Origin of the sequence: Actinocorallia sp. B10E7, assembly GCF_039871655.1 — a bacterium.
In the GTDB taxonomy this organism is placed as follows: Bacteria; Actinomycetota; Actinomycetes; order Streptosporangiales; family Streptosporangiaceae; genus Actinocorallia.
In genome coordinates this window covers 99,807-122,454 of record NZ_JBDPLZ010000005.1, presented here as the reverse complement: position 1 = coordinate 122,454, position 22,648 = coordinate 99,807, and the positions used below count along the sequence as shown (strand labels likewise).

The 22,648-nt window shown below is 69.5% G+C and carries 21 protein-coding genes; 11 read left to right on the top strand and 10 right to left on the bottom strand.

All coding sequences use genetic code 11. From position 1 onward, the window contains the following. Positions 1–2: 2 nt before the first annotated feature. Positions 3–1,241, bottom strand: a complete 1,239-nt coding sequence (locus ABGB12_RS18315) for a helix-turn-helix domain-containing protein (protein WP_347679426.1) — start codon at positions 1,239–1,241, stop codon at positions 3–5. A 244-nt stretch (positions 1,242–1,485) separates the two neighbouring features. Here ABGB12_RS18315 and ABGB12_RS18310 point away from each other — a divergent pair, with 244 nt between their 5' ends. Beyond that, positions 1,486–2,757: a lipase family protein gene (locus tag ABGB12_RS18310; RefSeq protein ID WP_347679424.1), complete on the top strand. Its 1,272-nt coding sequence runs from the start codon at positions 1,486–1,488 to the stop codon at positions 2,755–2,757. 49 nt (positions 2,758–2,806) lie between these two features. Here the strand turns inward: ABGB12_RS18310 and ABGB12_RS18305 are convergent, their stop codons facing one another. Both ABGB12_RS18305 and ABGB12_RS18300 read right to left on the bottom strand, forming a co-directional pair. Next, the gene (locus ABGB12_RS18305) at positions 2,807–3,022 is read right to left on the bottom strand and encodes a hypothetical protein (RefSeq protein WP_347679422.1); all 216 of its coding nucleotides are present in this window, start codon (positions 3,020–3,022) and stop codon (positions 2,807–2,809) included. A gap of 3 nt (positions 3,023–3,025) precedes the next feature. Next, a complete protein-coding gene (locus tag ABGB12_RS18300; RefSeq protein WP_347679420.1) occupies positions 3,026–3,706 on the bottom strand; it encodes a Pr6Pr family membrane protein in 681 nt (226 codons plus the stop codon). Positions 3,707–3,814: 108 nt separating this feature from the next. Here ABGB12_RS18300 and ABGB12_RS18295 point away from each other — a divergent pair, with 108 nt between their 5' ends. Further along, positions 3,815–4,792, top strand: a complete 978-nt coding sequence (locus ABGB12_RS18295) for a ferredoxin reductase (protein WP_347679418.1) — start codon at positions 3,815–3,817, stop codon at positions 4,790–4,792. Between the two features lie 24 nt (positions 4,793–4,816). Next, complete coding sequence (locus tag ABGB12_RS18290; protein ID WP_347679416.1) at positions 4,817–5,923, top strand: acyl-CoA desaturase; 1,107 nt, start codon at positions 4,817–4,819, stop codon at positions 5,921–5,923. A 69-nt stretch (positions 5,924–5,992) separates the two neighbouring features. Here the strand turns inward: ABGB12_RS18290 and ABGB12_RS18285 are convergent, their stop codons facing one another. Then, positions 5,993–7,138 carry an ATP-binding protein gene (locus ABGB12_RS18285; RefSeq protein ID WP_347679414.1) on the bottom strand — a complete coding sequence of 382 codons (1,146 nt, stop codon included), beginning with the start codon at positions 7,136–7,138 and terminating at the stop codon, positions 5,993–5,995. Between the two features lie 138 nt (positions 7,139–7,276). On the opposite strand from ABGB12_RS18285, the gene ABGB12_RS18280 reads away from it, so the two are divergent. The 6 genes from ABGB12_RS18280 (at position 7,277) to ABGB12_RS18255 (ending at position 12,096) form a co-directional block, all read left to right on the top strand. After that, on the top strand, positions 7,277–7,543 hold the full coding sequence (locus tag ABGB12_RS18280; protein WP_347679412.1) for a hypothetical protein: 267 nt from the start codon (positions 7,277–7,279) through the stop codon (positions 7,541–7,543). Between the two features lie 82 nt (positions 7,544–7,625). Then, positions 7,626–8,480 carry an RNA polymerase sigma factor SigJ gene (gene sigJ / locus ABGB12_RS18275; protein WP_347679411.1) on the top strand — a complete coding sequence of 285 codons (855 nt, stop codon included), beginning with the start codon at positions 7,626–7,628 and terminating at the stop codon, positions 8,478–8,480. Positions 8,481–8,527: 47 nt separating this feature from the next. Then, positions 8,528–9,283 (top strand): SDR family oxidoreductase, encoded by a 756-nt coding sequence (locus ABGB12_RS18270; RefSeq protein WP_347679410.1) that lies wholly within the window; start codon positions 8,528–8,530, stop codon positions 9,281–9,283. A gap of 31 nt (positions 9,284–9,314) precedes the next feature. Continuing rightward, complete coding sequence (locus ABGB12_RS18265) at positions 9,315–10,262, top strand: serine hydrolase (protein ID WP_347679408.1); 948 nt, start codon at positions 9,315–9,317, stop codon at positions 10,260–10,262. Between the two features lie 148 nt (positions 10,263–10,410). Further along, positions 10,411–11,340 carry an alpha/beta fold hydrolase gene (locus tag ABGB12_RS18260; protein ID WP_347679406.1) on the top strand — a complete coding sequence of 310 codons (930 nt, stop codon included), beginning with the start codon at positions 10,411–10,413 and terminating at the stop codon, positions 11,338–11,340. 81 nt (positions 11,341–11,421) lie between these two features. Next, the gene (locus ABGB12_RS18255; RefSeq protein WP_347679404.1) at positions 11,422–12,096 is read left to right on the top strand and encodes a TetR family transcriptional regulator; all 675 of its coding nucleotides are present in this window, start codon (positions 11,422–11,424) and stop codon (positions 12,094–12,096) included. Between the two features lie 7 nt (positions 12,097–12,103). On the opposite strand, the gene ABGB12_RS18250 is transcribed toward ABGB12_RS18255, so the two are convergent. The 6 genes from ABGB12_RS18250 to ABGB12_RS18225 form a co-directional block, all read right to left on the bottom strand. Beyond that, positions 12,104–13,861, bottom strand: coding sequence for a prolyl oligopeptidase family serine peptidase (locus tag ABGB12_RS18250; protein ID WP_347679402.1), 1,758 nt, complete (start codon positions 13,859–13,861; stop codon positions 12,104–12,106). A 111-nt stretch (positions 13,862–13,972) separates the two neighbouring features. Continuing rightward, positions 13,973–15,400 carry a WGR domain-containing protein gene (locus tag ABGB12_RS18245; protein ID WP_347679400.1) on the bottom strand — a complete coding sequence of 476 codons (1,428 nt, stop codon included), beginning with the start codon at positions 15,398–15,400 and terminating at the stop codon, positions 13,973–13,975. Positions 15,401–15,524: 124 nt separating this feature from the next. Continuing rightward, a complete protein-coding gene (locus tag ABGB12_RS18240) occupies positions 15,525–16,907 on the bottom strand; it encodes a PQQ-binding-like beta-propeller repeat protein (protein WP_347679398.1) in 1,383 nt (460 codons plus the stop codon). A 120-nt stretch (positions 16,908–17,027) separates the two neighbouring features. Next, positions 17,028–18,083 (bottom strand): aspartate-semialdehyde dehydrogenase, encoded by a 1,056-nt coding sequence (locus ABGB12_RS18235; RefSeq protein ID WP_347679396.1) that lies wholly within the window; start codon positions 18,081–18,083, stop codon positions 17,028–17,030. Then, a complete protein-coding gene (locus tag ABGB12_RS18230; protein WP_347679394.1) occupies positions 18,080–19,348 on the bottom strand; it encodes an aspartate kinase in 1,269 nt (422 codons plus the stop codon). Before ABGB12_RS18230 ends, ABGB12_RS18235 begins: the two co-directional genes overlap by 4 nt. 168 nt (positions 19,349–19,516) lie before the next feature. Next, positions 19,517–20,515, bottom strand: coding sequence for a Fic family protein (locus ABGB12_RS18225; protein ID WP_347679392.1), 999 nt, complete (start codon positions 20,513–20,515; stop codon positions 19,517–19,519). A gap of 560 nt (positions 20,516–21,075) precedes the next feature. On the opposite strand from ABGB12_RS18225, the gene ABGB12_RS18220 reads away from it, so the two are divergent. Both ABGB12_RS18220 and ABGB12_RS18215 read left to right on the top strand, forming a co-directional pair. Then, complete coding sequence (locus tag ABGB12_RS18220; RefSeq protein WP_347679390.1) at positions 21,076–21,897, top strand: VOC family protein; 822 nt, start codon at positions 21,076–21,078, stop codon at positions 21,895–21,897. Positions 21,898–22,049: 152 nt separating this feature from the next. Next, entirely contained in the window at positions 22,050–22,646 is a 597-nt protein-coding gene (locus ABGB12_RS18215; protein WP_347679388.1) for a Uma2 family endonuclease, read from the top strand. Positions 22,647–22,648: the final 2 nt, after the last annotated feature.

Genomic DNA, 22,648 nt, shown 5'->3' with positions numbered 1-22,648 from the left:
GTCTAAACGCTGACCGCATTTCCTCCGGTGGCCTCCCTGATCCACACCTGGAGCAACAGCATCAGTTCCAGCCTGAGCTCGGGATCCTCGAAATCGAAATCGAAGATCTCCTGCAGCTGCCCCAGCCGGTACCGGACGGTCTGCGGGTGCACGCACAGCGAGGAGGCGGCCCCGGTGGCGTTGAAGCCGTTCTTCAGGCATTCCAGCAGGGTGACGGCCAGCCGCGGCCCCTGCTTCTCCCCCGCCCTGGTCAGGGGCGCGAGCCTGCGCGCGGCCACCAGCGAGGCCAGCGCCTCGCCCTCCTGCAGCAGCAGCGCGGACAGGTGTTCCTCGGCCCGGACGAGGAAGCCGGCCTTGCCTCGACCCCGGCCGGAGATCTTCCCGGACGCGAAGAGGTCCAGGGTCCTGCGCGCCCACCGCAGCGACGTCCCGGCCTGCCCGACCGGCACGGACGGGCCCATCGCGCCGGTCCAGCCGCTGAGGTTGGCGGTGAGCTCGTCGGCCCGGCCGGGGCCGTCCGGGTCGGGCACCACGAGGCAGAGGGTGCCCTGGTCGTGTCCGCTCAGCAGGTGCGGCGGCAGCCCGGCGGGGCCCTCGCCGCCGCTGCCCTGGCGGGGCAGCAGCACGACCACCGCCAGCCGCTGCGGCAGCGGCCAGCCCGCCAGCGCCGACTGCTCCTTGAGCACCTCGGCGGCCACCGGCGGATCGGCCAGCAGGAGGCTGAGCAGCCTGTTCCTGCGCTGTTCCCGTTCGCCGGCCGTCTTCTCCCTGGCCTTGGTGTAGCCGTGCGCGGCGGCGGAGACCAGCACGTCGATGAAGGCGAAGTTGGCCTCGGCGAGTATCGCGATGAGCGCGCGCGACTTGCCGAGCCGTTCGGCCTCGACCGAAAGGTGCCGCCAGGCGATCCGCGATGTCACCCGCATCGCGTTCTGCAGGTGCTCCAGGCTCCGGCCCTCGACGGCCTCGCCGTAGCCGACGTCGAAATAGACCTGGTAGACGTTCTTCCAGGTGATGTCCGGGTCGGCTATCAGCTCGACGAAGTGCTCCATGGCGTACGCGACGGCCCGTTCCACGATCTTCTCGTAAACGGGGTCGCCGGGGCGGGCGTACTCCGGCACATGTTGCCGCACCCCCTGCACCATCACCCGGAGCAGGGCCGGAAGATGGGGGCGCATCCATTCGGCCTCCTCACGCGGGACGTTCCGCCAGGGTTCGGCCACCAGCTCTTGGCTCTCATACATCACCGACACCCTGGCGACGGTAGATTCACCGTCGCCGAAGCGAAACTCAGCGTAATGATGTGCGCGAAATCACCATTTATCAGAAGTTGATAAAGATTTTCGCGCGGCTCCAGGCTGACGCCCCACTCAATCAGGAACGAACCGGCCGCCCGTTTTCTTCAGTCGACCGCATACCGCCCGCACGTCTCCTGGCGGACATTCCTTCCTAACCCCTCCAGGTCCCCCACCCCCCATGGAGTGCCCGATGAGACGTCTTTCCCTGCTGGCGGCGGCCGTGGCAGCGGCTTCCTCACTGATCGCGCCGGGAGCCGCCGCCGCGGCCCCCACCGGATGCACCGCCTCGGAAGGGGACATCTTCGCCCCCGCCGCGCCGCTCTCCGACGCGAGCGGGGAGCTGCTCGCCTGCCGCGAGGTGACCCTGCCGCATGTACCGGGCAACATCCCGATGAAGGCCTATCAGGTGCGTTATGTCTCCTCCGATCTGCGGGGGAAGAAGGTCCCCGTGACCGGCTTCGTGGCGGTCCCTACGGCGTCCTGGACGAAGAGCGCGTACCGTCCGACCGTCGCGTTCAACCCCGGAACGCTCGGCTCCGGCTCGCAGTGCGCCTTCTCCAAGCAGATGACCGGCGCCTACCAGGACGCCTACGAGGGCGACCAGATCGCCGCCTTCCTCAAGGCCGGATTCGCCGTGGCCGCCACCGACGGCATGGGCTACATCGACGGCGGCGTCCACACCTACATGATCGGCCAGAACGCCGGGCACTCCCTGCTCGACATCGTCCGCGCCTCGCGGCGGATCCCCGGCGGCACGCTCGACGCCCAAGGGCAGGTCGCCATCTCCGGTTACTCCGAGGGCGGCGCGGCCTCCCTGTGGGCGGCGCAGGTCGCCTCCTCCTACGCGCCCGAGCTGAAGGTCGTCGGCGCCGCGGCCGGCGGGGTGCCGGGCGACCTGAAGATGACGGCGGCGAAGCTGAACGGCGGCCCCTTCGCCGGCTTCCTCGCCGACGCGGTCGTCGGCCTGCACGAGGCCTACCCGGCCCTGCCGTTCGACGAGCTGCTGAACGACACGGGCCGCAAGGCCATCAAGGACGTCAAGGAGAACTGCCTGTTCGGCACGCTCGGCGCGTTCCTCGGCAAGAAGGTCGAGAGCTTCACCACCGAGGGCTACTCGCTGGAGGAGCTGTACGGGCTGAAGGACTCCGGCGGCAACTCCTGGGGCCAGGCGGTCGAGGAGCAGAAGCTGGGCGTCGACATCGGCGGCCGCTGGTCCGGCGCCAAGTGGAAGATCGGCTTCCCCACGTTCCAGTACCGGGGCGCGCTGGAGGAGATCATCCCGGTCGAGACCCAGGAGGAGACCCGGCGGCTGTACTGCAAGGCCGGGATCCCCACCCAGTTCAAGAACAACTACGCGGGTGAGCACCTGCTGACCGACGGCATGGCCAAGAACGACGTCACCGCGTGGATCTCCGACCGGTTCGCCGGCAAGTGGATGATCGGCAACTGCCCGCTCTTCTGACGGGCGTTCCTTCCGAGCCCCCGCCTCGCGTCCGGCGAGGCGGGGCTTCTCACTTGCTCGCCTTCTTCGACTTCTTCGTCTTCACCTTCGTGCTGCCCGAGGACTCTTCCTCCCACTCGTAGCCCGAAGTCTTCTTCTCACAGTAGCTGTTGTCCACGACGGTGTCGGTGGCGTCGTGCTCGCACCAGCGCTCCTTCTCGGAGCAGGCGGTGAGACCACCCGCGACCACCGCGAGCGTGACCACGGACAGAGCGAGCCTGCGCATCTTTCACCTCTTCGGTATCGGCGTTACGTGGGGAACGTTAACGTCGGCGTGTCCCCCCTCACCAGGGACTCTGCTCCCGATCCTTCCGAGCATCCTGTCCATCGTCACCAGGAGCGATCCGAGGACGAAGAACAACGCCGCATAGGTGACGGCGTTCACCACCACACCGGCGTAGCCGAGTTCCAGCACGTCCAGGAACGGATACGGGTAGCGCAGGTCCCCGGAGGTGACGAACATCCCACGGATGATGGCGAAGGCGAAATAGCCCAGCGGGTAGACGAGCCATATGGCCGCATGGACGTAACGCAGAGCCCCGTGCCGCGCGAACGCCAGCCAGCCGAGCAGCCCCAGGACGGGTGTGGCCATGTGCAGGACCGCGTTGCTGAAGGCGGCGAATCCGTGCTTGGGCTCGGCGGTGGGCGCGAGGACGACGTTGTAAATGAGCCCGGTGATGCAGATGAAGAGTATGGCCGAAGTGAGTACCGGCGGGGGCAACTCTCGTCGCCCGCTCCATAGCCGCCATCCGGTGAGCGCGGCGACGATTCCCAGGTAGACGTTGCTCTGGTTGGTGAAATAGACGACCTGGTCCTTCTGCCCGTGGGCGATGAAGCTCGCCATCTCTCCCAGCAGCACCAGCAGTGCGAGCAGCGACCAGAAGAAAGCCGCGATGACCCGGTTGCGCATCGGGCCAGTGTAGGGACCGGCTGTGAGGGATCGCACAGCTCGCGGGGGTGACGGCTCCCGGGATCCAGTGGTTACGGTTACGTAAGCGTAAGTTATTCGGAGGCTTCGATGACCGCCCTGACCCGCGTCCTGTCCACCCTCACCACCCCGCTGCTCCCCGACGACTACCTGAGCCTGTTCAACCCGCTCTGGTCGACCAGCGAGACTCGCGGCCGGATCGTGGGCGTCCGCCGGGAGACGGCCGAGGCCGCCACCCTCACCATCAAGCCCGGCCTCGGCTGGAAGGAGCACCGCCCCGGCCAGTGGCTGCGCGTCGGCGTCGACATCGACGGCGTCCGGCACTGGCGCAGCTACTCCCTCTCCGGGAAACCCGGCACGGTGGAGATCACCGTGAAGGCGCAGGGCCTGGTGTCGAACCACCTGGTGCACCGCACCCGCCCCGGCACGATCGTGGCCCTGGGCGAACCCGAAGGCGACTTCGTCCTGCCGCCCGAACCGGTGAAACCGCTGTTCATCACCGCGGGCAGCGGCATCACCCCGGTCATGGCCATGCTCCGCGCCGGAGTGCGCGACGCGGTGCTCATCCACAGCGCGCCGTCACGCCCGTCCGTCATCTTCGGCGCCGAACTGCGGCGCGTGGACGGCCTCCGGTACATCGAACGGCACACCCGCGAACAAGGACGTCTGGAGCCGTCCGCGCTGAAGACGCTCGTCCCCGACCTGGACGAACGCCAGATCTACGCCTGCGGCCCCGAAGAGATGCTTCGGGCCCTCGAAGAGCGCTATCCGACCGTCAAGACCGAGCGGTTCCGTCTCACCCAGACGGCCGTCGGGGACGGCGGCGAGGTCACCTTCACCCGCAGCGGCGTCACCGCGCAGACCCGCGGCTCGATTCTCGAGGCCGGAGAGTCGGCCGGCGCGCTGCTGCCCAGCGGATGCCGCATGGGGATCTGCTTCAGCTGCGTCGGGAAGCTGACCTCGGGCAAGGTCCGCGACCTGCGCAACGGGCAGGTCCACGGCGATCCGGGCGACCTCGTGCAGACCTGCGTCTCCGCCCCCGCCGGCCCCTGCGAAATCGACCTGTAAACCCACCCGTGAGGGAGAACCTCGATGAGCACCGCCACCCTGCCCCCCGAGTCGAAGAAGACCCGTCCGCTCAGCCCGTCCACCTCGCACCTCACCACCGAGGACATCGAGGCCATCGGCGCCGAGCTCGAGGCGCTGCGTGAGGAGCTGCTGGCCTCCCGCGGAGAGAAGGACGCCCGCTACATCCGCAACGTCATCAAGCTCCAGCGGGGCCTGGAGCTCAGCGGGCGGGCCGTCCTGTTCGCCGGCTGGTTCCCGCCCGCCTGGGTCGCCGGGACCGCCGCGCTGTCCGCGGCCAAGATCCTGGAGAACATGGAGATCGGGCACAACGTCATGCACGGCCAGTGGGACTGGATGCGCGACCCGAAGATCCACTCCACCACGTGGGAGTGGGACAACACCTCGCCCGCCGAGCAGTGGAAGCACTCCCACAACTACATCCACCACACCTACACCAACATCGTCGGCAAGGACCGCGACATCGGCTACGCCGTCCTGCGCATGACCCCCGAGCAGCGGTGGACGCCGTGGCGGATCGGCCAGCCCGTCTACGCCGCGCTGCTGGCGATGTTCTTCGAGTACGGCGTCGCGCTGCACGACCTGGAGGTCGAGAACGTCCGCCGGGGCAAAAAGCCCCTCTCCGAGACTCGCGAGCAGCTCAAGGCCATCGGCCGCAAGGTCCGCAGGCAGGTCCTCAAGGACTACGTGGCCTTCCCGCTGCTGGCCCTGCCGACCGGCGCCGCCCTGCCCGTCCTGGCCGCGAACTTCACCGCGAACATCGTCCGCAACGTCTGGTCGAACCTCGTCATCTTCTGCGGGCACTTCCCCGACGGGGCCGAGGTCTTCCCGCCCGGCCAGCTGAAGGACGAGACCAAGGGCGAGTGGTACGTCCGCCAGATCCTCGGCTCGGCCAACATCTCCGGAAGCCCGCTGATGCACCTGGCCACCGGCAACCTCAGCCACCAGATCGAGCACCACCTCTTCCCCGACCTGCCCAGCAACCGCTACGCGGAGATCGCACCCCGCGTCCGGGACCTGTGCGACAAGTACGACCTGCCCTACACCACCGACACCCTCGCCGCCCAGATCACCTCCACCTGGAAGAAGATCTTCCGCCTGTCCCTCCCCTGACCCGCGTGTCGCAGGAGGAGCGCACCGGGTCCGGCGCCGGCGCCCCTCGGCGCCGGCTCGCCGCGCACCTCAGGACGCGTAGATCCGGTCGAGCCCTATGAGCACGGCGTCCGAGCGGGTGTCGGCACGCAGCTCTTCGGTGAATCCCGCGCCCGAGTAGCAGGCGAGCACCGTGTCGCTCACGTCGTAGCCCTTGGCCGCGAGCAGGTCACGGGCCCGGGCGAGCCTCGCGACGTGGCCGTGCCCCATCCGCTCGCCCCACTTGGCCTCGCCGAGCGACAGGATCCGCCGGGGCGCGTCAGCGTGCCGGGGCCCGAACACCACCACGTCGATCTCTATCTGCGTTTTGGAAGCCGGGTCGTTGACAACGCCGGAACGCACCTCACCTGGCGGTTCCGCGAGGAACTCCCGCGCCTCCGGCTGGAGTGCGAACTCACGGCAGAGCTCTTCGAAGTGCGGGCCCACCACACACTTGTCGAAGGTCGCGCGCTGGTCGCGCCACACCGCTTCCGTTTCCCGCCCGGCCTCGAGCCGCGCGTAGTCAGGCCACATGATCGCCTGGTAGAAGGTGACGAGCGGCTCGATGATCCGATAGGTGCTCCTGCCGCTGCGGAAGGCGTCGGGCTCCTTGGCCAGCAGGGCGCAATCTTCGAGCACGTTGAGCGGGTGGGCGATCTCCGGCGTCTTGCGTCCCACATAGTTCGCGATCCCGCCGTAAGTCGTGTTGCCTTGCGCTACGGCTGCGAGCACCGAGTGGTACAGACCCGGATCGCGGATCTCGGTCTCCTCCGCCAAGAGATATCGGGCTTCCCTGAACAGGGGGCTCTGCGGGTTCAGGACCGTGCGGGTCACCCAGCCGTCGAAGTCGTCCAGCCCGTCAGGTGCGTCATAGGCCACGAACTCCCGCCGGTACGCGGGGGTGCCACCGACCACCGCATGCAGCAGGACCGCGAGACGCGGATCCTCGACGCCCCAGAAAACCGCGGCGTCCCGGTAACCGAACGGTTTGACCAGCAGTTCCAGGCTCGCCCTGCCCCGCAACGGAGCCTGGCCGGAAAGAAGCCCACCCATGACCGACATGGCGGAGCCGCACAGGATCAACCTGACCCGGCTCGACCGGCCGGAGCCTCCCGGCCCCAGCTCCCGCTGGATGATCGACGGCAGCGAAGGCGACGCCCGGACGAGGAAAGGGAACTCGTCGATGACCACGGCCATCGGCCTGTCGCGGACCTCGGTGAACAGGTGGCCGATCGCGTCGCACGAGCCCTGTCGAACACATGCTCTGGCTTGACCGCCACCACGCGCCTCTACTCCAGGCACCTACTCAATCGCAGTTGACTAAATCATAGTTGAGTGATTCGAGGAACACTGGCCGCAGTGCGGCGGGTCGAGGTCGGCGCGCCGCGCACCCCCGCCGGGTTCCGTTCGCCCGGCACCTACTTTCCCGGCGTCATCGCCGCCGGGACCTACCGGTCGCGCGGCGGCAAGGACTTCTGGGACGTGCGGGACCCGGCCGGCTCCCTGGTCATCGACCTGGAGGGCGCGGACTACCGACGGCTGGTCGTGGAGGTCGAGGACCCCGAGCGGACCGCAGCCGAGATCCGGGCCGAGATCCGGTGAGCGGCCCCGCCGCGCGGAACGGCTCGTGGCCGGGCCGCCGTGGCCGGATTCCTGGGACACGGCGGAGCTTAGGGTGGACGGCGTGGACGAGGTCGACGAAACCTTCGAACGGCAGAGGTCTCGGCTGACCGGGCTGGCGTACAGGATGCTCGGCTCCCGCCAGGACGCCGAGGACCTCGTGCAGGAGGCCTACATCCGGTGGGCCGGGGCCGGAGAGATCGAGCATCCGCGGGCTTGGCTCACCAAGGTGGTGAGCAACCTCTGCCTGAACGAGCTGGCCTCGGCCCGGGTACGCCGGGAGTCCTACGTCGGGCCATGGCTGCCCGAACCCGTCTTCACCGACGATGATCCGGTGGAACTGCGGGACAGCGTCTCGTACGCGCTGCTGACGCTGATGGAGCGGCTCACCCCCGCCGAGCGGGCCGTGTTCGTGCTCAAGGAGGCGTTCGGGTACTCCCATCACGAGATCGCGGGATTCCTCGACCTCACGGACGCCAACACGCGGCAACTGCACAGCAGGGCACGGCGCCGGCTGGGGGACGGGGCCCGGTTCACGCCCTCGCCCGAGGAGCAGAGGCGGCTGGTCGAGCGGTTCCTGGCCGCCGCGCTCGAAGGGGACGTCGACGGGCTCACCTCGCTGCTCGCCGCCGAGGCCACCGCCTGGTCCGACGGCGGAGGCAGGACCAGCGCCGCGCTGCGCCCGATCACCGGACGGGACAGGGTGCTGCGGTACGTCCTGGGTCTCGTGCGCAGGCTCGACGGGGCCGAGGCGGTCCTGACCGAGCTCAACGGGGAGCCCGCCCTGATCACCTTCGGGGAGGGGGCTCCGTTCACCGCCACGGTGTTCGAGGTGGGCGAAGAGGGCCTCACCGGGCTTCGGACGGTGTTGAATCCCGAAAAACTCGGTCTGCTCGCCCGACGGCTGTCACATTCCTGAGCCCTGTCCGGTTCTCCTCTGACGAAGACCCCTGAGAGGAGAACACGATGATCATCGTGACCGGAGCGTCCGGGACCCTGGGAACGCCGCTGGTGCGGCGGCTGGTGCGGGACGGCGCCGACGTCCACGGGCTCAGCCGTCGAGCCCGGCGAGGAGGAGGCGTCACCTGGCACGCGGGGGATCTCGCCGAGGGACCGGCCGTCCTGGCGGAGGCCGACACGATCGTGCACCTGGCCAGCGACCCGTTCAAGAAGGGAGCGGACGTCGCGCAGGCTCGGGGGCTGCTGAAGGCCGCGCGGCCGGACGCCCGCCTCGTCTACATCTCGATCGTCGGGATCGACCGCCACCCCTACTCCTACTACCGCACCAAGCTGGCCGTGGAACGCATGATCGAGTCCTCCGGGCGGCCGTACACGATCCTGCGCGCCACCCAGTTCCACGAGTTCGTCGCCCGCTTCTTCGACGCCATGAGCAGGGGCCCCGCCTACATCGTGCCGTCGCGGACGTCCTGCCGGCCCGTCGCCGCGGCCGAGGTCGCGGCGCGGCTCGCCGAACTCGCCCTCGGAGAACCCGCGGGCCGCGTCCCCGACCTGGGCGGGCCGGAGGTCCGCGGCACCAAGGACCTGGCCCGCACCTACATGGAGATCACCGGGAAGCGGCGGCCGCTGATCCCGGTGCGCCTCCCCGGCAAGACCGGCCGCGCCTTCCGGGAGGGGCTGCACCTGGCCTCCGCTCCCGGAGGCAGCCAGACCTGGCCGGAATTCCTCGCCGAGCGGCTCCTGTCTTCGACTCCGCGGCCATAGAGTGATCATCTCGACTGCCTTGGGGAGGCGGATGCCCGTGTTCCGCGCCATCAGCCGTACCGCCGTCGCCGGGACCGCCGCCGGAGCCCTTGCGACGGGACTCTTCGTCGCCGTGCCCGGCCAGGCGTCCGCCAAGCCGCGCAACTGGCTCAACTGTTCCTCGGAGCACTCCCCGAAGCGGGCCGAACGGCTGGAGACGAAGCTGCGCAAGGCCGTCGGAGGCCGGTCGGGCACCATGTCGTTCGCGCTGTACGACCGCGAACACAGAATCGGCTGCTACTACGGCACGGGGCGGCACTACGACTCGGCCAGCACGGTCAAGGTCACCATCGTCGCCGCGCTGCTGCGCACCGCCCAGAAGCAGAAGCGCGAACTGACCGCGCGGGAGAGGTCCCTGGCTCGCGCCGCCATCACCCGTTCGGACAACGACGCCGCCACCGCGCTGTGGCGGCGGCTCGGCCGCGCCCGCGTCCAGGGCCTCCTGGACGCGGTGGGCATGCGCGCCACCCGGCTCGACCCCGGCGGCCACTGGGGGCTCACCCGGACCACCGCAGTGGACCAGCTCCGGCTGCTGATCATGCTGACCCGCAAGGGCGACGTCCTCACCGGCGAATCCCGCCGCCACCTGCTGGCGCTCATGTCGCAGGTGGTGCGCGGGCAGCGGTGGGGTACCCCCGCCGGGGTCTCCTCGAAGACCAAGGTGCGGGTGAAGAACGGCTGGCTTCCCCGCGCCACCCACGGATGGCGTGTCCACAGCCTGGGGATATTCGGCGACGAGCGGCGGGACTACATGATCGCCGTGCTCACCCACGACAACCCCTCCCTCCAGTACGGGATCACGAGCATCGAACGGGTCTCGCGGGTCGTCCACGGCACGCTCGTCCCCGAGTCCAACGCCCGCTGGATCCCCACCCCGCACCCGCCCGAGATCGGCGACGGCAGCGCCCCCTTCGACGTGGACCGGCCCGCGGAGGACTGAAACGGCGATGGCATATCCAGCGGGAAGCCGGCCCGAAGGGCCGGCTTCAAGGCGGGTTGACCGGAACCTGCCTGTCCTCTGACCAGCCGTCACAACCCGATAACCGGGATGAAGCAGACACGAAACGCGCTCCCAGCAGTCTGCGGACATGACCGGGGACCTGCAGTTCCGCGAGATCCATGGTTACCGCCGCGCCTTCCGCATGCTCGGCGACGGGCCGCCCCTGCTGCTGATCCACGGCATCGCCGACAGTTCCGAGACCTGGCTGCCCGTCCTGCCCGCACTGGCCGAGCACCACACCGTCATCGCCCCCGACCTGCTCGGCCACGGCCGGTCCGACAAACCCCGCGCCGACTACGCCGTCGCCGCCTACGCCTGCGGCATGCGCGACCTCCTCGCCGTCCTGGGCGTCGACCGGGTCAGCGTCGTCGGACACTCCCTCGGCGGCGGCGTCGCCATGCAGTTCGCCTACCAGTTCCCCGAACGCTGCGAACGCCTCGTACTGGTCTCCAGCGCCGGCATCGGCCCCGAGATGCACGCCGTGTTCCGGCTGGCGACCCTTCCGGGGGCGGGCCCCGCCCTGAAGGTCCTGTCCGCCCCGCCCCTGCGCAACGCCGTCCTGGCGACCGCCCCCGCGCTGCGCCTGCTCGGCGGCGCCGGCCTCGGCCCCGACCTGGACTACGCCCTGAACCGCTACGCCGAACTCGCCGACCCCACCGCCCGCAAGGCCTTCCTCCGCACCGTCCGCGCCGCCGCCGACCCCGGCGGCCAGGCCATCACCATGCTCGACCGCAGCTACCTGGCCCGCCACCTCCCCACCCTCATCATCTGGGGCTCCCGCGACACCATCATCCCCGCCGCCCACGCCCGGCGCGCCCAGCAGGCCCTGCCCGGCAGCAGGCTGGAGATCTTCGAAGGGGCCGGCCACTTCCCCCACCACCACGACCCCGCCCGCTTCGCCGACCTGATCACCGCCTTCCTCCGCGACACCGCCCCCGGCCCCTTCGACCGGCGCATGTGGCAGGAAGCCCTCCGCGAAGGCAGCCCCGGCACGCCCGGCGCCTCCAGCGGCGCCTGACCCCTCGACGAAGCCTCACCCCGGCCGTTCGGCGTGAAGTGACGCAGACGGCGGAGGGGACGGTCCGCCTAAAGTGGGGGGGTGAGCGAGCCCAAGGCCATCGGTCGGTCGGAACAGACCCGAGAGTTGATCGTGGACACGGCGCTGCGGCTGTTCCGGGAACGCGGCTACGACGCGACGACCATGCGGGCGATCGCCAAGGAGGCCGGGGTCTCCGTCGGGAACGCCTACTACTACTTCGGCTCCAAGGAAGAACTGGTCCAGGCCTACTACGACGAGCTGCAGGAGTCGCACAACGCCGCCTGCGAGGCCGTCCTCGCCCGGGAGAAGGAGTTCGCCAGAAGGCTGCTGGGAGTGCTGCGCGCCCGCGTCGACACGATGGTCCCGTACCACGAGTTCGCCGGGAAGTTCTTCAAGCTCGCGGCCGAGCCGACCAGCCCGCTCAGCCCGTTCAGCTCCGAGTCCGGCCCCTCCCGGGAGGCCGCCGTCGCGCTCTACCGCAACGTCGTGGACGGCGCGACCGACCTCCGGCTCGACCCCGACTTCCAGCAGGAACTGCCCGAACTGCTGTGGCTGTACTCCATGGGCATCGTCCTGTACTGGGTGCACGACGGCTCGCCCGGCTGCCGCAAGACCTACCTGCTGGTCGACCGGACGGTCCCGCTCGTCACCAAGATGGTGGGGATGTCCCGGCTCCCGGGTTTCCGGTCGGTCACCCGGGAACTGGTGGACATCATCCGCAGCGTCCGCGCCTGACCGGCGCTCAGCCCAGGCCCAGCGCCTTCCTGGCGAAGCCGATCTCGGCCTCCACCTGCTTGATGCGCTCCTCCACCACGAGCGAACCGTGGCCCGCGTCGTACCGGTAGACGTCGTGGGGGACGCCGAGCTCGCCGAGCCGCGCCAGATAGTTGTCGATCTGACGGATCGGGCAGCGCGGGTCGTTCTCCCCTGCGAGGATCAGCACCGGGACCTTCACCGCCTCGACATACGTGATCGGTGACGACTCGCGGTACTTCTCCGGCACCTCCTCGGGGGAGCCGCCGAACAGGGAGCGGTCGAAGGCCTGCAGCGCCTCCATCTCGTCCTCGTAGGCGGCGACGTAGTCGGCGACCGGGACCGCGGCGACCGCGACGGACCAGTCGTCCGGCTGGGTGCCGATGCCCAGCAGCGTCAGGTAGCCGCCCCAGGAACCGCCGGCCAGCACCAGCTTCTCCGGGTCGGCGAGCCCCGTCTCGACGACCTTGTCCCGGACCGCCTTGACGTCCTCGAGTTCGATCAGGCCGACCTTCTCCTCCAGCGCGTCCCGCCAGGCCGAGCCGTAACCGGTGGAACCCCGGTAGTTGACCTGGACGACCGCGAACCCGTGGTCGACCCAGGCCGCCGTACCCGGGTTGAACGCGTCGACGTCCTGGGCCGTCGGGCCGCCGTGCACGTCGAAGACCGTGGGGAACGGCCCCTCGCCCTCCGGCTTGGACACCAGCGCGTGGATCCTGCCGCCGGGGCCCTCCACCCAGAGGTCCTCCACCGGGACGGACGGCGGGGCCGCATCCCCGGGCGGGGTCAGCACGACGGCGCCCGTGGTGGAACGGATCACCGGGGGCTCGGCCGCGCAGGTGAAGCTGTACTCGACGGTGCCGTCCGGACGGGCGGTGGCGCCCCCGAGACAGCCGCGCGGGGTGTCGATACGCTCCAGCTCGCCGGACTCCAGGTCGTAGCGGAACAGCTCGTCCCGCGCCTCGTAGCCGTGCGAGACCAGCAGGCTCCTCCCGTCGGGGAACCAGCTCGCGCCCACCTCGCCCGGCAGGTCGAAGACCAGCTCCTGCTCCTCGCCGGTGAGCGGGTTCCACAGGAGCAGCTCCTCCTTGCCGCGGCGCTCGTGGTCGACCAGCAGCCGCGGGTCGCCCTCCACCGGGGAGAAACCCGACGGGCCGACGCCCTTGCCGGGCCCGTCCCACAGCTCGGCCGCCACCGAACCGTCCGGGCGCAGGATCTTCAGCGCCGGATGCCGGCTGTCACCGTGCTCGCTGTGCCCGATCGCGATCAGGTTCTCGTCGCGGGAGAGACCGCCCAGATAGGCGTTCTCCGCGTGCTCGTAGATCGTCACGGGTTCCCGGCCCGGGTCGAGCAGGTGCACCGACGTGCCGTGCCGCCCGCTCCGCCCGACCAGCACCCGGCCGCTGCGGCCCAGCGCGAGACCCGCCGGGTAGGACGGCTCCAGCGGGGTGGCGGGCACCGCCTCGCCGCCCTCGAAGGGCTGCCTCATCCACGCCCCGAACTCGTCGCCGTCGCTGTCGGCGAACCACCACAGCTCCCGCCCGTACGGGTCGAGCCCGCCCATCAGCGTCCCGTTGGGGCGGCTGGTCGCCTGCCGCTGCTCCCCCGTCTCCCGGTCCCAGGTGTAGATCTCCCAGGTGCCGCTGGCATTGGAACGGAAGACCGACCGTTCCGGAGCCTCGCGCGCCCACCCCGGCAGGCTCACCCGCGCAGCCCGGAACCGCTGCTTCCACCTCTCGTCGCTCATGGCTCCTGTCTATCCCACCGCGAACGGTGAATCGTGTCTTCTGCCACAGGCTGATCCGGCGCGACGGCCCGGCCCCTGTTCGGGCCGCCGCGCGATGTTCCACGTGGAACATCAGCGGAGGCGGCGGATGTCTCCGTAGGCGCGGTAGAAGCCGCCCCGGCCGGCCGGGCGGACGCCGTCGACCAGATAGCGGGCGCCGGGCTCGCGGATCTCCTTGGGGAACTGGACCCGCCAGGTGGTGTCGTAACCGGAGGAGACGACCCGGACCCTCAGGCGGGAGCCGTCCTCGTAGCACTCCAGGACGATGCCGCCGTCGGCCGAATCCGCGGTCTCCAGGACGACGGTGGGCTCGACCACGGGAAGCGAGGCCGCCGCCTTGACGTCCCGGGCCTGGGGAAGGGAGCCCTGCTGCGCGGCCAGGATCGCCTGCTCGGTGGCGTCGATGCAGGCGAGGGTGCCGTTCGTGGTGACGATGTAGAGCCGGCCGTCGAGGTACTGCATCGAGAACGCCGAACCGCACCCCGTGCCGAGCTTCCACAGGCGGTCGCCCGACTGGTCGAAGCAGTAGATCGAGGAGGAGCTGTCGCCCGCGAAGACGTAGCGTCCGTCCGGGGCGGTGGCGCAGGAGTAGACGGTGGCGTCGCACCGGTAGACGGCCTCGACCGCGCCGCTGTCCTTGGCGAGCTGGTGGACCTCGTTGCGGCTGGTCCCGGCGTAGACCGAGTCGCGTTCCTGCCAGCCGAACAGCACGGAGCCGCGCAGCTCCCTGCGCCAGAGGGGGGTGCCGTCACCGGCGTCGAAACGGGTGACGCCCCACGAGTCGCCGTAGTAGACGGCGTCGGTGTCGCAGCGGACCATCCACGCCGAGTCGCCCTCGTTGTTGCGGGCCCACTGGAACTCGTCCTCGTGGTCGATCGTGGTGACCCGGCCCTGCACGTCGGAGACGCCGAGCGTGCCGTCGTGGATGTCGATCCAGTAGATGTCGACGTCCTGGGCGATCTCGTAGGCGACCCGGGGGACCTTGCCGCTGAGGTCGTACACCCTGCCGTCGTCGCAGCCGGCGTAGATCCAGAAGTCGTCGGCGACGATGCACTTCACCCCGTCGGGCAGCCGGAACCGGCCCGAGACCGTGCCGTCGTGCTGCAGCGTGAAGACGTCGCCGCTCTCGTTGCCGACCCAGCAGCGCTCCTCGTCCACGAAGATCCCGAACGCCGGGGCGCCGCTGGCGAAACGCCACAGGACGGGGGCCTGGCGCGCGGTGGAGCGGGTGCTGGCGACCGGGCGCCGGGTCACCGACCGCGCCTGCCGGACCCCGCGGACGGCCGGCGCGTACCCCTTGCGGACTTTCTCGCCCACCTTCTTCGCGGCGGCGGCGACCGCCTTGGCCTCGGTCGCGAACTCGGTGGTCTTGGCCTGGCCGGGGGCGCCGATCCGCCCGTAGGTGATCGTCACCCGGGTGCCGGACCGCACCACTTCGTAGAACTTGTGGGCGCTGCCGCCGTCCTCCGAGAGCTCCAGGTAGTCCGTCTGCGCGCTCAATTCCGCTTCTCCTTGATCGGGGGGTGCCCCGAGCTTAGGAAGAGCCACTGACATTCCTCGGACACCGGCGGCCCGGCCCCCGGTGAACAAGGGGCCGGGCCGTCGGCGACAGGACGTCGGACGGTCAGCTCAGGCGGCGGATGTCGCCGTACGCTCGGTAGAAGCCGCCCCGGAGGGCGGGACGGACGCCCTCTACCAGGTAGCGGGTACCGGGTTCGCGGATGTCCTTGGGGAACTGGACGTTCCAGGTGGAGTCGTAGCCGGAGGAGACGGCTCGGACCCGCAACCGGGAGCCCTCCTCGAAGCACTCCAGGACGACCCCCTCCTCGGCGGAGGCGGCACTCTCCAGGACGGTGGTGGGCTCGACCACGGCCGGAGCGTCGGCCGTCTTGACGTCCACGACCTGGGGAACGCTGCCCGCCCCTGCCGCCTGGAGCGCCTCCTCCGAGACGTCGACGCAGACCATGGCGCCCATCGTGGTGGCCAGGTAGAGCCTGCCGTCGAAGTACTGCATCGAATACGCCGAGCCGCAGCCGGTGGCGACCTTCCACAGGCGGACGCCGGACCGGTCGAAGCAGTAGACGGACGACATGTTGTCGGCGGCGAAGATGCGGCCGCCGCCGGGCGTGGTCGAGCAGGAGAAGACCGACGCGTCACACGAGTAGATCGTCTCCACCCGGCCGGTGTCCTTGGCGAGCTGGTAGACCTTGCCGTTCTCGGTCCCCGCGTAGACCATGGCGCCCTCCTGCCAGCCGAACAGGACGCCGCCCGGCAGGGCCGTGCTCCAGACGGGGGTACCGTCCTCGATCCGGAAACGGCTGACGCCCCGGGAGTGGCCGCAGTAGAGGCCCTCCTCGTCGCAGCGCACCATCCAGGCCGCGCTGCCGCCGCTCTTACGGGACCACTGGGACTCGTCCTCGTGGTCGATCAGGGTGACCTGGCCGGTCTTGTCGGAGACGCCGAGCATGCCGTCGTTGACGTCGAGCCAGTAGATCTCGGTGTTCTCGGCGATCTCGTACGCGACCCGGGGCACCTTGCCGCCGAGGTCGTACACCCTGCCGTCGTTGCAGCCCGCGTAGACCCAGAAGCCGTCGGCGACGATGCACCTCACTCCGCCGGGCAGCCGGAACCGGTCGGAGACCGTCCCGTCGTGGCGGACCTTGGACACCTCTCCCCGCTGGTCGCCGACCCAGCAGTGCCGGTCGTCGACGAAGAGCCCGTACGTGCGCGCGATGCCGGACATCCGCCAGAGGACGGGAGCCGGCGTGGGCTTCGGCCCCATGCCCCGCACGGCCCGCACGTACCCCGCGTAGAACCTGTCGTTGAGCTTGCTCGCGGTGTCGGCGATCGCCTTCCGCTCGGTGTCGAACTCGGTGGTCCTGGTCCGTCCGGCCTTCCCGACCTGCCCGTATGTCACCGTCACCCGTGCGCCGGACCGCTCCACCTCGTAGAACCTCGGGGTGGTACCCCGCTTCGAGAGCTCGAGATAGTCCGTCTGCCTGCTCATTCCTTTGATCTCCCTGACCCTGGCGGGGGCAAGCCGAGCTTACGGAGATCCGCCGACATTCCCGAAATGGCGACGGCCCGCCCCCGTGCGCGGGGAGCGGGCCGTCGGAGAACCCGAGGATCAGGCGGTGAACTCGGTGGCGACGAGCTCGGCGATCTGGGCGGTGTTCAGCGCCGCGCCCTTGCGCAGGTTGTCGCCGCACAGGAACAGGTCGAGGGCCTTGGGGTCGTCCAGGGAGCGGCGGACCCGGCCGACCCAGGTGGGGTCGGTGCCGACGACGTCGTTCGGGGTCGGGAACTCGTGCGCCTCGGGGTTGTCGCTGAGGACGACGCCCGGCGCCGAGGCCAGGACGGCCTGCGCCTCGGCCTGGTCGACCTCCCGCCGGAAGACCGCGTGCACGGCCAGCGAGTGGGTGGTGACGACCGGGACCCGCACGCAGGTCGCGCTGACCCGCAGGTCCGGCAGGCCCAGGATCTTGCGGGACTCGTTGCGGACCTTGAGCTCCTCCGACGACCAGCCGCCGTCCTTGAGGGAGCCCGCCCACGGCACGACGTTCAGCGCCAGCGGCGCCGGGAACGGCCCCTCTTCGCCGACCACGGCCCGCACGTCACCCGCGCGCTGGCCCAGCGAGCGGTTGCCCGCGACCTTCTCCAGCTGCGAGTACAGGGTGTCGATGCCCTCCTGGCCCGCGCCGGACGCGGCCTGGTAGGAGGCGACGACGAGCTCGGCGAGCCCGTACTTGCGGTGCAGCGCCCCCATCGCGACGATCATCGACAGGGTGGTGCAGTTCGGGTTGGAGATGATCCCCTTCGGGCGGGCCTTGGCGGCGTCCGGGTTCACCTCGGGCACGACCAGCGGGACGTCCGGGTCCATCCGGAAGGCCCCGGAGTTGTCGACGGCGACCGCGCCGCGCTCGGCGGCGATCGGCGCCCACTGCGCGGACACCTCGTCCGGGACGTCGAACATCGCGATGTCGACGCCGTCGAAGACCTCGGGGGCCAGCGCCTGGACGACGACCTCCTCGCCGCGGACGGTCAGCTTCTTGCCGGCCGAGCGGGGCGAGGCCACCAGGCGGATCTCGCCGTAGACGTCCTCGCGCTTGGACAGGATGTCGAGCATGACGGTGCCGACGGCGCCGGTCGCGCCGACGACGGCCAGAGTGGGCTTGCGGCTCATCGGCCGGTACCTCCGTAGACGACTGCCTCGACCTGGTCGGCGTCGAGGTCGAAAGCTCTGTGCACTGCCTGGACCGCGGTGTCGACGTCGTCCTGACCGACGATCACCGAGATCCGGATCTCCGAGGTGGAGATCATCTCGATGTTGACGCCCGCGTCCGCGATCGCGCCGAAGAAGGTGGCGGAGACGCCGGGGTGGGAGCGCATGCCCGCGCCCACCAGCGAGATCTTGCCGATGCGGTCGTCGAACCGCAGCGACTCGAAGCCGATCTTCTCCTGCGCCTTGTTCAGCGAGGACAGCGCGGTCTGCCCGTCCGCGCCCGGCAGCGTGAAGGAGATGTCGGTCCTGCCGGTCGAGGCCGCCGACACGTTCTGCACGACCATGTCCAGGTTGATCTCGGCCTCGGCCAGCGTCCGGAAGATCGCGGCGGCCTCGCCGATCCGGTCCGGAACCCCCACCACCGTGATCTTGGCTTCGCTCCGGTCGTGCGCGACGCCGGAGATGATCGCGTGCTCCACCTCGGTCCCCTCAGTGCTCGCGACGACCCACGTGCCTTCCTTCTGGCTGAACGAGGACCGCACGTGGATCGGAATGTTGTAGCGGCGCGCGTATTCGACGCACCGCAGGTGCAGGATCTTCGCCCCGGACGCGGCCAGCTCCAGCATCTCCTCGTAGGAGATCCTCGGGATCTTCTGGGCGGCCGGGACGATCCGCGGGTCGGCGGTGAACACGCCGTCGACGTCCGTGTAGATCTCGCAGACGTCGGCGTTCAGCGCCGCGGCCAGCGCGACGGCCGTCGTGTCGGACCCGCCCCGCCCCAGCGTGGTGATGTCCTTGGTGTCCTGCGACACCCCCTGGAACCCCGCCACGATGCAGATCGAGCCGTCCTCGAGGGCGTTGCGGAGCCGCCCCGGCGTCACGTCGATGATCTTCGCTTTACCGTGGGAGCTGTCCGTGATCACACCGGCCTGCGAGCCGGTGAACGATTTGGCCTCGTGCCCCAGGTTGGCGATCGCCATGGCGAGCACCGCCATGGAGATCCGCTCACCCGCGGTGAGCAGCATGTCCAGCTCCCGCGCGGGCGGCAGCGGGGAGACTTCCTGGGCCAGGTCGATCAACTCATCCGTCGTGTCGCCCATCGCGGAGACGACGACCACGACGTCGTTTCCGGCCTTCTTGGTGGCAACGATGCGCTGGGCTACCCGCTTGACGCATTCCGCGTCGGCGACGGAGGAGCCGCCGTACTTCTGCACGACAAGAGCCACGGTAGGGGCGCTCCTCAGTAGATCGGGGTGCGGCTTGACCCGTCGAGTCTACCGAGGCCACCCCATGACCTTTCATCCGGTTATTCCCCCGAGCCGAGGCCGCATGCCCGAGCAGAGGGAGGCCTGAAGGCACAGACGCACCCGACGACTCCGAGGTGCTTCGCCGATCTAAGACCGATCCACCCGGCGACGAGAGTGCTTGGTGGCTCGGTAGGCCTCGACCGACTTCCGCGAGGATCTCCAGATCCCGTCGGCTCCTTGAACCGCGTTCAGGCGGCCGCGCTGTGCCGCCTGCCGCAATGCCGCGAGCGAGAACTCCTCATCGACGAGAGCGGTGAGCGGGACCAGCCGTGCCGGCCCTGCCACGTTGGGAACGATGAACCGATTGAGGTTGTCCTCCATCGCGCGGGCGATCAACTCGCCCAGCGCGCCGAAGTCTCCGGCGTCGGCCCGGCGCAGCGCCGCCAGGTAACCGGCTCGCTGACGCTTGAAGATGATGATCGGCGGATAGCCCAGGCGGACGAGAGTCAGGTTGAGCACCAGCCGGCCGGTGCGCCCGTTACCGTCGAGGAACGGATGAATGCGTTCGAACCAGTTATGGATCTTCGCGAGCTCTTCCGGGAGGGGCCGATCGCCCACCTCACCGGACTCGATCCTCTCGCCCAGGGCGCAGGCGGCTTCGCTCCACTGCTGGATCTCAGAGGGGACCAGCGGCCATGCCGGCGGTGTCATGCCTTCTGCGAACGGCGCGATGTCGTGCTCGCGGAAGTTCCCGGGGCTCTCCCGCTCTGTTGCTTCGGGCGGCGGAGCGATGTTCCAGACAGGCGTCATGGAGATGGTGTGGATGTGTCGGATCTCGTTGATGGTGATCAGGCGGCCGTCATGCCAGGAATCGGGTTCCAGCGCCTGTCCGTAGACCCAGCGCGCCGCTTCCGCGTAGCCCTGGACCTCGTTGTACTCCCGCAGCGGCTTGGCTCCGACCGCGCGCCCCTGATCCAGGAGGGTCTGCACCTCGCGGAGAACCAGGGTGTTGCCCTCCAGCGCGGTCGAGTGATGCGCCTCCTCATGCCAGATCTCAGACCAGACCTGCTCGGCTTCATGTGGATTCGGTAGACCGCCGTATCGGTCATCAAGCTCCGCGAGCGCCCTGCTCAGCCGCTCGTACACGGTGCTCCTGCTCGGTCGCCCCCGCCCCGCCAAGGTGGCCCCCCGCCATCCAGAATTTGATAACCCAAACCGACACCCAATTGAACTTATCAAGTTCGGGCTTCCGAAGGCGGTGACTTCGATGAACCGCCGACTTCCCCAGGAGCCGGTGTCCACACCCCTGTCCGGGCCGCGGAACACCCATCAGCGCCCTTCGTCGCCTTCGTCGCGGAAGGCGACGACGACCAGGCCGTGAGCTCGGCCTCCGCAGCGGGGTGCTGGTCGAGGAACGTGATCAGCCTGTTCTTCCAGATCTCCTCCGCGACGCGCCGCCTGCTCGCGAGAACCTCGCCTTCGAGAAGAGCGAAGTCGTCGCGCGTGCGGTCGAGCTCCTGCGGTGACCGATCTGATCGGCCGGGTCCGCGGACGGCCCGGCCCTGACCGCGCCACGCTGATGGAGATGGCATTCTGAGCTGCGCGAACCCGAAGGTCCGGGACTCCTGTCCCGTCCTGACCGGGAATTCCTCCCGCGACGCGGGTCGAGGCCGCGAAAAACTGCTCGGGGCGAAGAACATGGCCCCATGAGCGAAGCAGATTTCGACCGTGTCGACGCCAACCCCCCGGAAGGCACCCCTTCCTGGCTTGAGCTGACGGTCCCCGACCCTGATCGGGCCAGGGAGTTCTACGGAGAGATGTTCGGCTGGACCTTCGAGGAGGACCTCTGCCTCCTCAACGGCCTGCCCGTGGCGGCCATCCGCACCCCCAGCGAGGAGGTTCCCGGGCCCGAGTGGACGGTCTTCTTCGCCGTCGACGACTGCGACCAGGCGGCCAAGCGGGTGAACGCGGCCTGGGGGCGGGTCCTCCGGCCGCCCTACGAGGACGGCGACCGGGGAAGAGCGGCACTGGCGGCCGACCCCACCGGAGCCCGCTTCGGCCTATGGCAGGGCCGGGAACTCCCCGGAACGCGGCTCGTCAACGGCTATGGCACCTTCATCTTCAACGAGCTCCCCGCCACCGACGGGGAGCGCTCGCTGGCCTTCTACCAGGAGATCTTCGACTACCTCCCGTCCGGCTCCAGCTCCAGCAGCGACCTCGTGCGCCTCGACGGACACACTGTGGCCTCGATCATCCCCCACGAGGTCATAGAGGAGGACGACGAGCCGACCGAGAACGACCGGAACCACCTGGTGAAGTCGGACGGCTCCCTCCACCTGCCCGGCCACGGCTCCTGGCTGACCTACTTCGCGGTCGACGACGCGCACAAGGCGGTGGAACGCCTACAGGAGGCCGGCGGCTGGGCCTACTCCCAGAGCCCGATGGAATGCCCCTGGGGCAGCATCGCCACCGTCAAGGACCCCCTCGGCACCCCCTTCCGCCTCATAGAACCCTGGGACGTCATCTGAGATCCGGCCGACGCCAGAGACCCTTTCCAGAGGAGTCTCTCCTCTTTCATGGCTTCCTGTGCACGGTGAGCTACGGAGCCGATCCGGTGTGCGGAGAGTTACCATCAGAGAGCCCACCGCGATGGCCAGGAGGAAGACAGGGCGAGCGGAACGTGGCTCAGGATAAGAGGTTCGGGCCGTACACCGTCCTTGACCTGCGTGAGCTTCCCGATGATGGAAAGGGCTTCGAGCTCGAGGACGGGTGGCTGATCGAGAGGGCCGCCGACGCACGGCACAACTGGGTGATGCGTGCTCTGGCGCGGCTGCTCGACGCGGCGGTGCGTGAGGCCAGGGCCGACGTGCTCGTCCTTGACGGCGGCGAGTGGGAGATGAGCACACCGGCGGGGATCAGGAAACCCGATGTGTTCATGGTTCCCCGCGAGGTCGCGCGGGCGGCCATCGTCGACGAGTCACCGAAAGTGATCCCGGGACGTGAGGTGCTGCTCTTGGCCGAGGTCATCTCACCCGGCAGCGGCAGCGAGCGCACCGATCGGGTGCGCAAGGTGGCGGACTACGCGGCCACGGGCATCCCGCAGTACTGGATCGTCGAGCACACGCCGACGCCGCTGGTCCACAGACTCGCCCTGCACGGCGAGACCTATACGTCCGTCGCATTGCCGACCGGTGTCGGCTTCCTCGTCACAGCCGAGATCGAAGCCGACAAGCCCCTTCCCGTCACCTTCGACCCGGCCGTTCTCATGGACTTCTGATC